We start from the raw sequence: 12,997 nt of genomic DNA, 5'->3' as shown, positions 1-12,997 counted from the left end.
TTCCGCTAGGATCATTCGCACGAGTTTGCGCTCAGTCAGCGCAAGGATCACAGCGAGATGGAATGGATGCTGAACAGTAACTTGCTTAGAAAACTCGACATGCAGGACCTCATGGTGTTTATCGCCGTGTATGAACAAAGCAGCGTCACCGGAGTGTCCGAAACACTCTGCGTCAGTCAGTCCACCGTCAGTTACTGCCTGAAAAAGCTACGCAGCGGATTCGAAGACGAATTGTTCATCAACACCCGCGCGGGGATGCGCCCTACTTACAAAGCCAGCACCATGTACACCCACGTGCTGAAAATCCTCGACAGTATCAACCTCTGTCACGCCGGGGCACAGGCGTTCGACCCTACCCTGCAACCGGTCACCTTCAACATCTGCGCACCGGAATACTTCGAGCAGTTAATCCTTCCGCGTTTATTGAAAAGCTTTGATTTCGCCGACTTACCGGTGATGGTCAACATGCACAAGTTCGAAACCGACATCCCCGCCGAAGAACTGCGCGACGGCAGTCTCGACCTGGTGATTTGCTTCGGCCCGAATTTTCATCGCAGTCATACCGACTTCAAATCCCGCATGCTGCTGGAGGACGATCTGGTCTGCGTCTTCGATAAACGCGCCACGCCGCTGGAGCCGCGTTTAAGTCTGCAAGCCTTCACCGAACGCCGGCACGTGTTTCCTACACCCTGGACATCGACCACCAACATGGTCGACGGCTGGCTGGCGCAGCAAGCGCAAAAACGGCAAATCGTCGCACGCTCCAACAGCTACAGCGCAGCGCTGAAAATGATCACAGGCACCGACTTCATCGTTACCCTGCCCCGACGCATCCAGCACTTACTGGCCAGCGAGGCGATTTTCAATCACTGCGAAGCGCCCAACGGCTTGCCGGGTTTCACCCTCGACATGCAATGGAGTCAAGGCGCCGATCAGGACAGCGCCAATACCTGGCTGCGTGAACAAGTGGTCAAGGCCTGCACTGAACAGGCCACTGCCTGAGACTCAGTTGTTGATGGCGACTTTGCTGTAGGACTCCCGATCGATGTCGAGGATTTCTACAGCCAACTGCACTTCAACCCCCGCCGGCCATTCACACAAGTCCTGCACCACCGCCAGCAGGCTTTCGGATAACTGCTTTTTGATCTGCGGCGAGCGGCCACTCAACAACGCCAGTTTCACGTGCACAAATGCCCGCTCAGCCAATGCAGTACCGACCTTGAAGGTTTCGACCTTCACGGCTCGGCTTTTGATGTCGTATTCGGCAGCAAACTGACCGGAAGCCACCAGCGTATTGTTGAGCCGGATCAACGCCACGTCGGCGTTCAAATCAGGCAGGTTGGCGGTGTATTCCATGTGCAGGTGGGGCATGACGTGGCTCCTGAAAGTAGGCGGAAAGGTCGTACATATAACACAGAGTGGTCCTGCTCACCGGGACGGCGGCGACGCTAAGCGCTCACTCATGAACGCCTCCAGTCGCGAGCGCAACCAGCGCTCGGCGGGGTCGGTGTCGACGTGGCTGAGCCAGACCATCGACAGGTCAAGCGTCGGTGTCTTGAACGGAAAAGGCTCCATGAACAACTGTCCGGATGCCGCCATCGCCTCGGCGGTGTAATCCGGCAGGCTGGCGATCAGGTCGGTTCCGGCGAGCAAGGCTGGCAAGGAACTGTATTGCGGCACGGATAGCACTACGTGGCGTGTACGCCCGATCTCCGCCAGCCACTCGTCAGCGTAACCACTGATGTTGGCGGTGTGAGACACCAGCACGTGCGGGCGCGAGCAATATTCATCGAGGGTCAGCGGCGTGTCGGACGCATCGGCGCGCAGGATCCTGGGCTGGATGTGCCGCAACAATTTACGCTTGGCATTGGCCGGCAGACCCCGGGTCTGGCTGATACCCACGGTGATGTCGCCGGATGCCAGCAAATCGGGAATTCGCCAGTAATCGACATGCTGCACCACAAACACCACCTTTGGCGCTTCCTGACGCAAGGCACGCAGCAACGGCGGCAACAGGCCGAACTCGACATCGTCCGACAGCCCGATACGAAAGGTCATGGTGCTGACGGTAGGGTCGAAATCATGGGTCAGGCTTAACGCCACCGACAACGAGTCCAGCGCCGGCGACAAATACTGAATCAGCTCCTCGGCCCGGGCGGTCGGCTCCATTCGATGGCCAACCCGAATGAACAGCGGGTCGTTGAACATCGTGCGCAGGCGGTTGAGCGCCGAACTGATGGTTGGCTGCCCGAGAAACAACTTCTCCGCCACACGGGTAACGTTGCGTTCGAGCATCAAGGTTTCGAACACCACCATCAGGTTGATATCCGCCTTGCGTAGTTCGTTGCGATTCATCCACTGCCCCCAATCCCCAAATCTGCTGACAGTTTAGGTAGCTGTCGCAACGGGCGTCTATGCGACTCAAGCACTTTGCATTTGATCGGGCTGCAAGGCTGCTTGAAACGAAGCTGCCCTGATTGAGCAGCTTCACCGCTCGAGGCCTAGATTTCCTTCACCGGAGTCTGATCCTGAGTGCCCTTGATCAGGCTGATGGCATGCACGCAATCCGCCTTGTTGACGTAAGCCTCCCCGCTGGCAATCGTTTCATTGTTCCCCGCCCGTAAACGCCACCGCCATTGACCTTTGCCGGTGTGCGGGGTGCCACGGGTTTGCCTGTAAATCTCAAAGTACATTGATCGCTCCTTGCGATGACTGATAACGGCAGGTCAGTGACCTGCGAAACCAGAGTAGATGAGGATTTTGGGCGGCGAGGTTTTGCAATGTCAGGGGATATTTCGGGGAAGAAGCCTTGGTTCACGGGGCAACCAATGGATAGGGCGCAGGTTAAATAGACTGACTCGGGGGAGTCACTTTTCTCAAGAAGGGGTTTATCTTTCTTACGCCGATTGGCTGCTGGATCCTACACAAACACATCAAATGGAGTTGTACATGCAACGGGGCATCACTTTTTCTCTAATCCTTCTGACCACAGCGCTAAGTGCTTGTACGTCGAAGAGTCCAGCCACTGACCAATCCCTCGTCGGCTCATGGCAAGGAATGCGCGAAGAAAGCGGGAAATGTCAGTTCCTGTCGTGGAATACCCATTTCGAACCCAATGGTCGCTTCTCGATTACGTTCTTCAAAGATGCGCAACAAACCAGGCCCATTCAAACCGAGCGCGGGTCATGGTCTGCGGCCAATGGCAAGAATGAGCTTAAAACAGACGGCGTTCGTACTCCGGAAATCTATAACTACAAAATGCTGGACGGAAACACTGTTCACTACGTGAACACCGTCAAAGATCCTACTGCCGACTGCCAAGAGGACTACGAGTTCACGGAGCATCGGGTTCGGGGCTAGACCTTGAGCCTTTCAATTCCCCGAAAACGAAAAAGCCCCGTAGCTGAATAAGCTACGGGGCTGAATAAGCTACGGGGCTGAATGAGATGGCCAGTCGGACCAAGAAGCCCTGCAGGTTTACGCCTGCAGGGCTTTTTTGTTTAACGTAAAGGCAGACTCCGGCATCGTCTGACAGCCCCTTCCTGATTTGTCCAAACCCCTGGCGACATCAGGCTTGGCCCCTAAGCTCTGCGACGTGCGGGGCGAAAAGGCCCTGACCACCGACAATCATGCGAACTCAAAAGGAGCCTCTGCAATGGCTAGAGATAAAGCAAAAGACGACAAGCACTTCAACTGTACCCAAGCCCATGAAGCCGACTACGTCGCAGGCCTTTACCCTCATGCGAAGGAAGAGGTCAAAACATTACTGGCATCCGCCTGCAAGGACAAAACCTTGCACAACTCCACACACAGGGATGTCTACGAGCTGATCAAGAGGAAACTGGGTTACTCGCAGCCGTAAGATTGGCGGGCTAATACGAAGCTGCTCTGATTGAGCAGCTTCACGGCTGTTTTTAAGCTCCACCCCAATTGCACAGAATAGAGCTCAGCACCGCATGAACTCGTCAGGCATGTGCCTCACGATCAAGAACATCAGCCACCCACTGATTGATGCTCTTGTTAGCGAGCTGTGCTTTAACAGCGACTGTTGCGTGAAGTGCTGGTGCGAGACGCAGGCTGAGGTTGCCCGAATAGGGTTTTTGCGGGGAGCGGCCGAGCTTGGCGCACGTCTCCAGATAATCTGTGACGGCCTCTTCAAATGCTGCGCGAAGCTCGCTGACTGACTCGCCATGAAACCCAACGACATCCTTGATACCGGCGATATGGCCAACAAACAGGCCGTCTTCATCGCTGTATTCGATCCGGGCGGCGTAGCCCTGATAATTCATAACGTTCACGGGATAACTCCTGCTTGTTCAAGGAAAGCCCGAACATCACGCACCTGGTAGGGCTTGGCTTCTTTGTCTGGGTGGGGCCGATGAAAAGTTGCGACCACACCGTTGAGTTCAAAACGTACCCGCGATCCGTTGCCTTCAATGGTTCTGGCGCCTGCTGCGCCCAGCAAGGACTCGACACGGGCCCACTCCAGAGTGTTGGGCGTCGGCCTTGAGAAGACCGCTCTGAGCGTACTGAGCTGTTTATTATTCATGGTATTAACTCATGATACCAAACAAGGTTTGGCAGCGACTAGCAATGTCGCCGATGCGTGAGCTGACTCCCAATAAATGTGCAAAAACGCCGCTTTTCCAGAGACTGGAAAGCGGCGTTTTCACATCCGGGATTCAGCTGTTTTTGTACGGCCACAAGAATATCGGCGGGACTCTCGGCGCAGTTGTAGGCAAAATCCGAGAGATGCGTACGAACGTACATCTGCTGTCAAGGTGTTGACGAGGTGGCCACAGCTGAATACCGACACCTAGTACTTACTTCTAGGCGCCCCCTAAAAAAACGCACTAAAAAATCTACAGAAACGAAAAAGCCCCGTAGCTTATTCAGCTACGGGGCTTTTTCTATGTAATGGCGGAGAGATAGGGATTCGAACCCTAGGTACCGGTGAAGGTACAACGGATTTCGAATCCGTCCCATTCGGCCACTCTGGCATCTCTCCAACGGCGCGCATCATAACAACACTTTTGCCGGAAGCGAACCCCCAAAGCGAAATTTTTTCCGTGCTATCAGATGCTTGCGTCGATTAAAGCGGTACGCCCAGACGATTGGCGACTTCTTCGTAGGCTTCGATGACGTCACCGAGGCCCTGACGGAAGCGGTCCTTGTCCATTTTCTTGCCGGTGGCCTTGTCCCACAGACGGCAGCCGTCCGGGCTGAACTCGTCGCCCAGGACGATGGAGCCGTCGGAGAACACGCCGAATTCGAGTTTGAAGTCGACCAGCAGCAGGCCGGCGTCGTCGAACAGTTTGCTCAGGACTTCGTTGACCTTGAGCGACAGTTCTTTCATGCGAACCAGTTGCTCGGCGGTGCCCCAACCGAACGCCACGACGTGGGATTCGTTGATGAACGGGTCGCCCTTGGCGTCGTCCTTCAGGAACAGTTCGAAGGTGTAAGGGTTGAGCTTCATGCCCTCTTCGACGCCCAGGCGCTTGACCAGGCTGCCGGCGGCGTAGTTACGCACGACGCACTCGACCGGGATCATGTCGAGTTTTTTCACCAGGCATTCGTTGTCGCCCAGCAGTTTGTCGAATTGAGTCGGCACGCCGGCTGCTTCGAGTTTCTGCATGATGAAGGCGTTGAACTTGTTGTTCACCATGCCTTTGCGGTCGAGCTGCTCGATGCGCTTGCCGTCGAACGCCGAGGTGTCGTTGCGAAACAGCAGGATCAAGCGGTCAGCGTCGTCGGTCTTGAAAACCGATTTGGCTTTGCCGCGGTAGAGTTCTTCACGTTTTTCCATGATGGGCTCCGCTTGCTAAGTAGGTGGGCTAGGCGATGTGTCGCCAGTCGAGCCCTGAATCTTGATCGGCCAGTTGCAGCCAGTCCGGGTCGCACCCGAGGGTGTCGACAAAACATTGCCGGGCCAGCTGCGGCAGGTTGTTCTTGCTGCTCAGATGGGCCAGGACCAGGTGTTGCAGGCCTTGCCAGCCCAACTCGGACACCAGGAATGCCGCCTGGTGGTTGTTCAAATGTCCCAGTTCACCACCCACCCGCTGCTTGAGAAAGTACGGGTAGTGACCGCGAGCCAGCATGTCACGGCAATGGTTGGCCTCGATCATCAACGCATCGAGGTCACGATAGCCGTCCAGCACCTTGTTGCAGTACGAGCCCAGGTCGGTCAACAGGCCGAAGCGCCGCTCACCGTCACTGAACACATATTGCGTCGGCTCCTGTGCATCGTGGGCCACGGCAATGACGTCGATGCTCAGTGCGCCGATCTGCAGTTGCTCGCCGCCAGCCAGAAGGCCAGCCGGTTCAATCGGTTTGCGCATCCCGCGCAGGGTGCCGCGACTGAGGTAGACAGGCAGATTGTAGCGCCGAGACAGCAAACCCACGCCATGCACGTGGTCGGCATGTTCGTGGGTTACGAGTATCGCGCTCAACTGCGCCGGGTTCACACCCAGGCGCAGCAAGCGTTTTTCGGTTTCCCGCAAGGAAAAACCACAATCCACCAGCACATACGTATCAGCGCTGGCTATCAGCGTGCCGTTCCCTTGGCTACCGCTGCCGAGAACGGCAAAACGCATGTGATCAGCCCAGGTTGTCCTGAATCACGCTCAACACTTTGCGCGCCACGTCAGCCGGCGCCACGGTGTTGATGTTTTTCTCGACGGTGACCTGAACGGTATCGCCTACCTTGCTCAGGCGAACCTGATAACGCTCGGCACGGGCTTCAACTTCTTCCTTGTCCGGCTTGCTGCCGAACAAACCGCTGAGGAAACCAGGCTTCTCGTCTTTCTTCTCGGCTTTTTCGGCCAGGTTGATGTAGTACAGGCCCAGGCTGCGGTTGATGTCTTCAACGCGCCATTCGCCCTGCTCCAGCGCACGACCGACGCTCGACCAGGCACGATCCAGGTCGGTGCCGACGTTCAGAACCGGGTTGCCGCTGCCGTCTTCGCTCAGGCTGACACGGCTTGGCGCATCAAAATCACGCGAGGCCAGCATGGAGACCGAACCGCCCTTCTCCGACGTGCGGCTCATGCTTGCCAGCATGTCGTCGACCAGCGCCGCGTCCAGGCCAGTGTTGACCGAACGGTTGGTGAAGGCCACATCGGCGGTGCTGCCGGCAGGACGCTCGGCGCTGACCACATAGACTTCACTGGTGTTGCGCTGCACGCCTGGCTCGATACGGACCCGCACGCGGGTTTCGCTGTCGGCGCCGACACCGGCTGCGCTCAGGCGCTTGGCCATCGCAGCGGACAGTTCGTCGGAATGCTGCCAGGTGGTGGTGAATTCGCCGGTTTGCGGGCGCTGTTCATCCAGACGGAAACCGTTGTCCTGGAAGAACTGCACAGCCACTGGCCAGACTTCGGCTGGCGGGTTTTGGGCCAGGATCGATCTCGAATCACCGCTCTTCTGCAGCGAGTAGGCACTGGCATCGGCAGCAGCGGACAGCGGCTGCGGACGCGGCACGATGTATTCGCCCTTGACGGTGTCATCGGCCACGTTACGCGGGATCGGCAGCAGCGGATCCAGACGCTTGGCGGTGCTGACGTCCGTTGGCAATTGCATAGGTGCAGTCTGTTGCGCTTCCAGGTAATCGCTACCACGGTCACGGAAATAACCTTCCGGGCCCCAGACCCATCCGCAGCCACTGGTGCTGGAGATAATCAAGGCAAGTGCGGAAAGTCCGGCCAATCGCTTCATGCGTAGTGCTTCCTCAATTAAACCAGTACGCCGGACTGGCGCATGGCCTGCCGCAGCGGTTCGTGACAGGCAGCGCTGAGCCAGGTGAGCGGCAGACGGATACCGTCCGGCATCAAGCCCATTTCATGCAGTGCCCATTTCACGGGGATAGGGTTGGATTCGATAAACAGGGTTTTATTGAGCGGCATCAGCTTTTCGTGAATCGCGCGGGCCGTGACGGCATCGCCTTTCAGAGCAGCGTTGCACAGGTCGGCCATGTCGCGCGGGGCAACGTTGGCGGTCACGGAAATGTTGCCTTTACCGCCGAGCAGGATCAGCTCGACCGCTGTCGCGTCGTCGCCGGAAAGCACCACGAAGTCTTCGCTGACGCCGTCGATGATCGCTTTGGCACGGGCCAGGTCGCCGGTGGCTTCCTTGATACCGATGATGTTTTTCACGGTCGACAGGCGGATCACGGTTTCGGTCAGCATGTCACACGCCGTACGGCCCGGTACGTTGTACAGGATTTGCGGAATGTCGACGGCTTCGGCGATAGCCTTGAAGTGCTGGTACAAACCTTCCTGGGTCGGCTTGTTGTAGTACGGCGTCACCAGCAGGCAAGCATCGGCGCCGGCGGTCTTTGCATTGGTGGTCAGCTCGATGGCTTCGCGGGTCGAGTTGGCGCCGGTACCGGCGATCACCGGAATGCGCCCTGCAACCTGCTTGACCACGTAACGAATCACTTCGATGTGTTCGTTCACGTCTAGCGTGGCCGATTCACCTGTCGTGCCGACCGCCACGATGGCGTGGGTGCCGTTTTGCAGGTGAAAGTCCACCAGTTTGCTCAGGCTGTCCCAGTCGAGACGACCCTGTGCATCCATGGGTGTGACCAGTGCCACCATACTGCCCGCAATCATGCAACCGCTCCTGCCGGAAAAAGAGAGCCGTAATGGTACTGGCGCCAAGATGCTTGTACAAGCGAAGTACTGCGCTGCCGCCATTCCCCTTGGCGCTGCTTTTCGCTACCCTTCAGACTTTGATCGGTACTGACAAGCTCGTACGCCGGGTTTCAGCCTCCATTTTCGGCATCACAAGCCCCGATCCAGCGTTGCCACCCTTCGCTCTTGCCTTAATGGAGCACGTTGCAACCTTCCGGCTCGGGTTTTCTGAATTCGCATCCGCAGGCTCGCCCCCGGTAATAAAAGCCCGTAGAAGTATCGACCGCTCATCGCTTTAGGAATGCTGCATGTCCACCCCCACAGTTCGCGAACAATTCCTTGTCATCAGTGCCCTCGGCGCCAACCCCATGGAGCTGACTAACGTCCTGTGCCGCGCCAGCCATGAAAATCGCTGCGCCGTGGTCACCTCTCGCCTGACCCGTCATGGCGAGTGCAGTGCGTTGATCCTCGAGATCTCCGGTAGCTGGGACGCCCTGGCGCGCCTGGAAGGCAGCCTGCCGAGCCTCGCCAAGAAGCACGCCTTCACGGTCAACGTGGTGCGCAGCGCGGCACTGGAGAACCGTCCCCAGGCCCTGCCGTACGTTGCCTATGTCAGCTCGGCTTACCGCTCGGACATCATCAACGAACTGTGCCAGTTCTTCATGGACCACAACGTCGAGCTGGAAAACCTGACCTGCGACACCTATCAGGCACCGCAAACCGGCGGGACCATGCTCAACGCCACGTTCACCGTGACCTTGCCGGCTGGCGTACAGATCAGCTGGTTGCGCGACCAGTTCCTGGATTTCGCCGACGCGCTGAACCTGGATGCCCTGATCGAACCGTGGCGCCCACAAAACCCAATGTAAGGAAGCTCTCATGGCCGTTGCCATCGACCAACCGGTTGCCGACTTCGAAGCACCCGCCACCAGCGGACAGACCGTCAGCCTCGCGAGCCTTAAAGGCAAGCAAGTGGTGATCTACTTCTATCCGAAGGACAGCACACCGGGCTGCACGACCCAGGGCCAGGGCTTTCGCGATCAGCTCGATGCCTTTAAAGCGGCGAACACCGAAGTCTTCGGCGTGTCCCGCGACAGCCTGAAATCTCACGAGAACTTCAAGGCCAAGCAAGCGTTCACCTTCGAGCTGATCAGCGACAAGGAAGAGGCGCTGTGCCAGCTGTTTGATGTGATCAAGCTGAAGAAGCTTTATGGCAAGGAATACATGGGTGTTGATCGCAGCACGTTTTTGATCGACAAGAACGGTGTACTGCGTCAGGAATGGCGCGGCGTGAAGGTGCCGGGGCATGTGGATGCTGTTTTGGCTGCTGCGCAGGCATTGAACAAAGCCTGATTTTGATGGCGCCTTTTCTGACGCCTTCGCGGGCAAGCCTCGCTCCTACAGGTTTTGAGTCGCACCCAAGCCCCCTGTAGGAGCGAGGCTTGCCCGCGAAGGGGCCATTAAGCTTGAACGTTAAAGCAGAGGTGCCACCACCGGCTCCTTCCGAGGCCAGGCATCCAGCACCGCCTTGAACAGCGTCGCCAGCGGAATCGCAAAAAACACCCCCCAGAACCCCCATAACCCGCCAAACAACAACACCGCGCAGATGATCGCCACCGGATGCAGGTTGACCGCTTCCGAGAACAGCAGCGGCACCAGCACATTGCCATCCAACGTCTGAATAATTCCGTAGACCGCCATCAAATAGATGAACTGATCGCTCCAGCCCCACTGGAACAACGCAATCAGCAGCACCGGCACGGTCACCACCACGGCCCCGACATAGGGCACCACCACCGACACGCCTACCAGCAATGCCAACAGTGCCGCGTAGTTGAGCCCCAACACGACAAACGCGATGTAGGTCACGCCACCACAGATAAAAATCTCAATGACCTTGCCGCGAATGTAGTTGGCGATTTGCCGGTTCATTTCGTGGGCAACACGGGTGATCAGCGCGCGCTCACGAGGCAGATAACCGCGAACCCACTGGCCGATCATTTCCCGGTCCTTGAGAAAGAAGAACACCAGGATTGGCACCAGCACCAGGTAAATCATGATGTTGACCAACAGCGGCAGGCTGGACAGCGAGAACGTCAGCGCCCACTGGCCGAACTTGCCGATCTCGCCGCGCGCCGCCTCAATGGCCTGCAACACCTGCTCGTCGGACACCAGATGCGGATAGCGCTCGGGCAGCAGCAACAACAGTGATTGCCACTTGGCGAGCATGCCGGGCAACTCGTTGAACAAGGTGATCAACTGGTGCCAGAGCAACGGCACCACGACAATAATGAACACCAGCAAAACGCCCATGAACAAGGCAAAGACCGCTCCGACGGCCACCCCGCCCGGCACCCGCAGGCGCTCAAGTGTCACCACCAATCCTTGCATCAGATACGCCAGCACCATCCCGGCGAGCACCGGCGCAAGCATGCCGCCCAAGGTGAGCACGGCGGTAAACGCCAGAAACAGCAGGACTGCCAACACCACCGCTTCTTCATCGGAGAAATAGCGCTGAATCCAGTCGCGTAACACTTTGAACATCAATAATCCTTAGAAACGAACGCAGCAATTTTCAGGCTTTTTTCAGCCAATAGCGGTAAACACCCGCTTCATCTTCTTCGCGAAGCAGCGTATGACCGGCCAAACGGGCAAAGGTGCGGAAGTCGCGCTGCGAACCCGCATCGGTGGCGATCACCTTGAGTACCGCGCCGCTGGCCATCTTGTTGAGTTCCATCTTGGCCTTGAGCAGCGGCAACGGACAATTCAGGCCGCTGGCGTCCAGTTCGGCATCATGGGCTACAGCGTCGGTCATTGCGTTACTCCGGGTCAGGTGGTCGAGCGGCTTAGAATATCTGGTCCGAAGCGTACTGTCCGGCTACAGTAAGGTCTTTGTCGACTAAGGCTTTGTGCATGACTTTTTTGCGCCCTACCCTGCTGACGCTCGCTTGCCTGCTCGCCTCACCGGGCTTCGCCGACGACCTGCCGTCACTCGGTGACGCCAGTTCTGCAATCGTCTCGCCACAACAGGAATTTCAGCTGGGCCGCGCCTGGCTGGCGCTGCTGCGCAGTCAGGTTGACCAGCTCAATGACCCGCAGCTCAAGGACTATGTCGAGTCCAGCGTCTACCGGTTGGTTGAGACCAGCCAGGTCAATGATCGGCGCCTTGAATTCATCCTGATCAACAGCCCGCAGCTCAACGCCTTTGCGGCACCGGGCGGGATTGTCGGGGTCAACGGTGGCTTGTTCCTTAATGCCCAGACCGAAGGCGAATATGCCTCGGTACTCGCTCACGAACTGGCTCACTTGTCGCAGCGCCACTTTGCCCGTGGCGTCGAAGCGCAACAACGCATGCAGGTGCCGATGATGGCCGCACTGCTGGCCGGGATCGTGATTGCCGCTGCCGGTGCCGGCGATGCCGGGATCGCGGCCATTGCGGGCACGCAGGCGGCAGCGATTCAGGAACAACGACGCTTCTCGCGCCAGAACGAGCAAGAGGCCGACCGCATCGGCATCCTCAACCTGGAAAAAGCCGGTTACGACCCACGCTCGATGCCAACCATGTTCGAGCGGTTGGCGCGCCAATACCGCTTCGACGCCAAGCCACCGGAGTTCTTGCTGACTCACCCGGTGACTGAATCGCGTATCGCCGACACCCGCAACCGCGCCGAGCAGGCAAAACCCGGCGGCATTGAAGACAGCATGCGTTATCAACTGATTCGTGCGCGAGTCCAGCTGATTTACGAAGAGACCCCAGGCCTGGGCGCCAAGCGCTTCCGCGCACAACTGGATGAAAACCCGAAAAACGATGTTGCGCGTTATGGCCTGGCGATCGCCCAGATAAAGGGCGGCCAACTGAACGAAGCACGGGAAAATCTCAAGTTGCTGCTGGCCAAGTCGCCGAACGAGATCATCTACAACCTGGCGCAGATCGATCTGGACATCACCAACAATCGCCTGCCGGACGCCCAAACCCGGGTGGACCGGATGCTGACTCAGTATCCGGGCAACTATCCACTGAACCAGGTGCGTGTCGATTTGCTGCTCAAGCAAAACCGGGCGCCCGAAGCGGAAAAAGCGCTGGAGAACCTGCTCAAAAGCCGTCCCGATGATCCGGATGTCTGGTACATGGTGGCGGAAACCCGTGGCCTTTCAGGCAACATCATCGGCTTGCATCAGGCGCGCGCCGAGTACTTTGCGCTGGTTGGCGACTACCGCCAGGCCATTCAGCAACTGGACTTCGCCAAGCGCAAGGCCGGGACCAACTTCCCGTTGTCATCGCGTATCGACGCCCGCCAACGGGAGCTGATGGAGCAGGAGCGCATGATCAAGGACATGATGGGCTGAGGCTTTTCATCAGGCATAAA

Annotated in this window: 17 protein-coding genes and 1 tRNA gene; 6 read left to right on the top strand and 12 right to left on the bottom strand. The window is 57.8% G+C overall.

Annotated features, from left to right (window positions below; translation table 11 throughout):
• Positions 1-66 precede the first annotated feature (66 nt).
• Positions 67-1,002 (top strand): LysR family transcriptional regulator, encoded by a 936-nt coding sequence (locus IB245_RS22605; protein WP_192228717.1) that lies wholly within the window; start codon positions 67-69, stop codon positions 1,000-1,002.
• Positions 1,003-1,005: 3 nt separating this feature from the next.
• Here the strand turns inward: IB245_RS22605 and IB245_RS22600 are convergent, their stop codons facing one another.
• The 3 genes from IB245_RS22600 to IB245_RS22590 all read right to left on the bottom strand — a co-directional run bounded on the left by IB245_RS22600 (position 1,006) and on the right by IB245_RS22590 (position 2,693).
• The gene (locus tag IB245_RS22600; protein ID WP_192228700.1) at positions 1,006-1,371 is read right to left on the bottom strand and encodes a 5-carboxymethyl-2-hydroxymuconate Delta-isomerase; all 366 of its coding nucleotides are present in this window, start codon (positions 1,369-1,371) and stop codon (positions 1,006-1,008) included.
• Positions 1,372-1,428: 57 nt separating this feature from the next.
• Positions 1,429-2,355 carry a LysR family transcriptional regulator gene (locus tag IB245_RS22595; protein WP_008034933.1) on the bottom strand — a complete coding sequence of 309 codons (927 nt, stop codon included), beginning with the start codon at positions 2,353-2,355 and terminating at the stop codon, positions 1,429-1,431.
• Between the two features lie 146 nt (positions 2,356-2,501).
• On the bottom strand, positions 2,502-2,693 hold the full coding sequence (locus IB245_RS22590; RefSeq protein WP_008034931.1) for a YegP family protein: 192 nt from the start codon (positions 2,691-2,693) through the stop codon (positions 2,502-2,504).
• Between the two features lie 256 nt (positions 2,694-2,949).
• Here IB245_RS22590 and IB245_RS22585 point away from each other — a divergent pair, with 256 nt between their 5' ends.
• Complete coding sequence (locus tag IB245_RS22585; RefSeq protein WP_192228699.1) at positions 2,950-3,360, top strand: hypothetical protein; 411 nt, start codon at positions 2,950-2,952, stop codon at positions 3,358-3,360.
• A gap of 295 nt (positions 3,361-3,655) precedes the next feature.
• Positions 3,656-3,862 (top strand): hypothetical protein, encoded by a 207-nt coding sequence (locus IB245_RS22580; protein ID WP_008036137.1) that lies wholly within the window; start codon positions 3,656-3,658, stop codon positions 3,860-3,862.
• A 103-nt stretch (positions 3,863-3,965) separates the two neighbouring features.
• On the opposite strand, the gene IB245_RS22575 is transcribed toward IB245_RS22580, so the two are convergent.
• The 7 genes from IB245_RS22575 to dapA form a co-directional block, all read right to left on the bottom strand.
• Positions 3,966-4,298, bottom strand: coding sequence for a type II toxin-antitoxin system HicB family antitoxin (locus IB245_RS22575; protein ID WP_192228698.1), 333 nt, complete (start codon positions 4,296-4,298; stop codon positions 3,966-3,968).
• Positions 4,295-4,549 carry a type II toxin-antitoxin system HicA family toxin gene (locus IB245_RS22570; RefSeq protein ID WP_192228697.1) on the bottom strand — a complete coding sequence of 85 codons (255 nt, stop codon included), beginning with the start codon at positions 4,547-4,549 and terminating at the stop codon, positions 4,295-4,297. Before IB245_RS22570 ends, IB245_RS22575 begins: the two co-directional genes overlap by 4 nt.
• A gap of 369 nt (positions 4,550-4,918) precedes the next feature.
• A tRNA-Ser gene (locus tag IB245_RS22565) sits at positions 4,919-5,008 on the bottom strand.
• 84 nt (positions 5,009-5,092) lie between these two features.
• The gene (gene purC / locus IB245_RS22560) at positions 5,093-5,806 is read right to left on the bottom strand and encodes a phosphoribosylaminoimidazolesuccinocarboxamide synthase (RefSeq protein ID WP_008034929.1); all 714 of its coding nucleotides are present in this window, start codon (positions 5,804-5,806) and stop codon (positions 5,093-5,095) included.
• 28 nt (positions 5,807-5,834) lie between these two features.
• Entirely contained in the window at positions 5,835-6,593 is a 759-nt protein-coding gene (locus IB245_RS22555; protein WP_192228696.1) for an MBL fold metallo-hydrolase, read from the bottom strand.
• Positions 6,594-6,597: 4 nt separating this feature from the next.
• Positions 6,598-7,713, bottom strand: coding sequence for an outer membrane protein assembly factor BamC (gene bamC, locus IB245_RS22550; protein WP_008034927.1), 1,116 nt, complete (start codon positions 7,711-7,713; stop codon positions 6,598-6,600).
• 17 nt (positions 7,714-7,730) lie between these two features.
• Entirely contained in the window at positions 7,731-8,609 is an 879-nt protein-coding gene (gene dapA, locus IB245_RS22545; RefSeq protein WP_008034926.1) for a 4-hydroxy-tetrahydrodipicolinate synthase, read from the bottom strand.
• A 329-nt stretch (positions 8,610-8,938) separates the two neighbouring features.
• Between dapA and IB245_RS22540 the strand changes: the two genes are divergently transcribed.
• Together IB245_RS22540 and IB245_RS22535 are read left to right on the top strand one after the other, a co-directional pair.
• Positions 8,939-9,499 (top strand): glycine cleavage system protein R, encoded by a 561-nt coding sequence (locus tag IB245_RS22540; protein ID WP_008034925.1) that lies wholly within the window; start codon positions 8,939-8,941, stop codon positions 9,497-9,499.
• Between the two features lie 10 nt (positions 9,500-9,509).
• Positions 9,510-9,983, top strand: a complete 474-nt coding sequence (locus tag IB245_RS22535) for a peroxiredoxin (protein WP_008034924.1) — start codon at positions 9,510-9,512, stop codon at positions 9,981-9,983.
• A gap of 120 nt (positions 9,984-10,103) precedes the next feature.
• Here the strand turns inward: IB245_RS22535 and IB245_RS22530 are convergent, their stop codons facing one another.
• On the bottom strand, positions 10,104-11,174 hold the full coding sequence (locus IB245_RS22530) for an AI-2E family transporter (protein ID WP_008034923.1): 1,071 nt from the start codon (positions 11,172-11,174) through the stop codon (positions 10,104-10,106).
• Between the two features lie 31 nt (positions 11,175-11,205).
• Positions 11,206-11,445: a sulfurtransferase TusA family protein gene (locus IB245_RS22525; protein ID WP_008034921.1), complete on the bottom strand. Its 240-nt coding sequence runs from the start codon at positions 11,443-11,445 to the stop codon at positions 11,206-11,208.
• Positions 11,446-11,543: 98 nt separating this feature from the next.
• Between IB245_RS22525 and IB245_RS22520 the strand changes: the two genes are divergently transcribed.
• Positions 11,544-12,977: a M48 family metalloprotease gene (locus tag IB245_RS22520; protein WP_192228695.1), complete on the top strand. Its 1,434-nt coding sequence runs from the start codon at positions 11,544-11,546 to the stop codon at positions 12,975-12,977.
• Positions 12,978-12,997 lie beyond the last annotated feature (20 nt).

The sequence above is a fragment of the Pseudomonas sp. PDM02 genome (assembly GCF_014852285.1).
Lineage (GTDB): Bacteria > Pseudomonadota > Gammaproteobacteria > Pseudomonadales > Pseudomonadaceae > Aquipseudomonas > Aquipseudomonas migulae.
This window is presented reverse-complemented; position numbering and strand designations above follow the sequence as displayed.

Coding starts and splice junctions, on each gene's coding strand:
- IB245_RS22535 (WP_008034924.1), top strand. CDS start 9,510: ATGGCCGTTGCCATCGACCAACCGGTTGCCGACTTCGAAGCACCCGCC.
- IB245_RS22525 (WP_008034921.1), bottom strand. CDS start 11,445: ATGACCGACGCTGTAGCCCATGATGCCGAACTGGACGCCAGCGGCCTG.
- IB245_RS22605 (WP_192228717.1), top strand. CDS start 67: ATGCTGAACAGTAACTTGCTTAGAAAACTCGACATGCAGGACCTCATG.
- IB245_RS22540 (WP_008034925.1), top strand. CDS start 8,939: ATGTCCACCCCCACAGTTCGCGAACAATTCCTTGTCATCAGTGCCCTC.
- dapA (WP_008034926.1), bottom strand. CDS start 8,609: ATGATTGCGGGCAGTATGGTGGCACTGGTCACACCCATGGATGCACAG.
- IB245_RS22600 (WP_192228700.1), bottom strand. CDS start 1,371: ATGCCCCACCTGCACATGGAATACACCGCCAACCTGCCTGATTTGAAC.
- IB245_RS22580 (WP_008036137.1), top strand. CDS start 3,656: ATGGCTAGAGATAAAGCAAAAGACGACAAGCACTTCAACTGTACCCAA.
- IB245_RS22585 (WP_192228699.1), top strand. CDS start 2,950: ATGCAACGGGGCATCACTTTTTCTCTAATCCTTCTGACCACAGCGCTA.
- purC (WP_008034929.1), bottom strand. CDS start 5,806: ATGGAAAAACGTGAAGAACTCTACCGCGGCAAAGCCAAATCGGTTTTC.
- IB245_RS22590 (WP_008034931.1), bottom strand. CDS start 2,693: ATGTACTTTGAGATTTACAGGCAAACCCGTGGCACCCCGCACACCGGC.
- IB245_RS22530 (WP_008034923.1), bottom strand. CDS start 11,174: ATGTTCAAAGTGTTACGCGACTGGATTCAGCGCTATTTCTCCGATGAA.
- IB245_RS22570 (WP_192228697.1), bottom strand. CDS start 4,549: ATGAATAATAAACAGCTCAGTACGCTCAGAGCGGTCTTCTCAAGGCCG.
- IB245_RS22555 (WP_192228696.1), bottom strand. CDS start 6,593: ATGCGTTTTGCCGTTCTCGGCAGCGGTAGCCAAGGGAACGGCACGCTG.
- IB245_RS22595 (WP_008034933.1), bottom strand. CDS start 2,355: ATGAATCGCAACGAACTACGCAAGGCGGATATCAACCTGATGGTGGTG.
- IB245_RS22520 (WP_192228695.1), top strand. CDS start 11,544: ATGACTTTTTTGCGCCCTACCCTGCTGACGCTCGCTTGCCTGCTCGCC.
- bamC (WP_008034927.1), bottom strand. CDS start 7,713: ATGAAGCGATTGGCCGGACTTTCCGCACTTGCCTTGATTATCTCCAGC.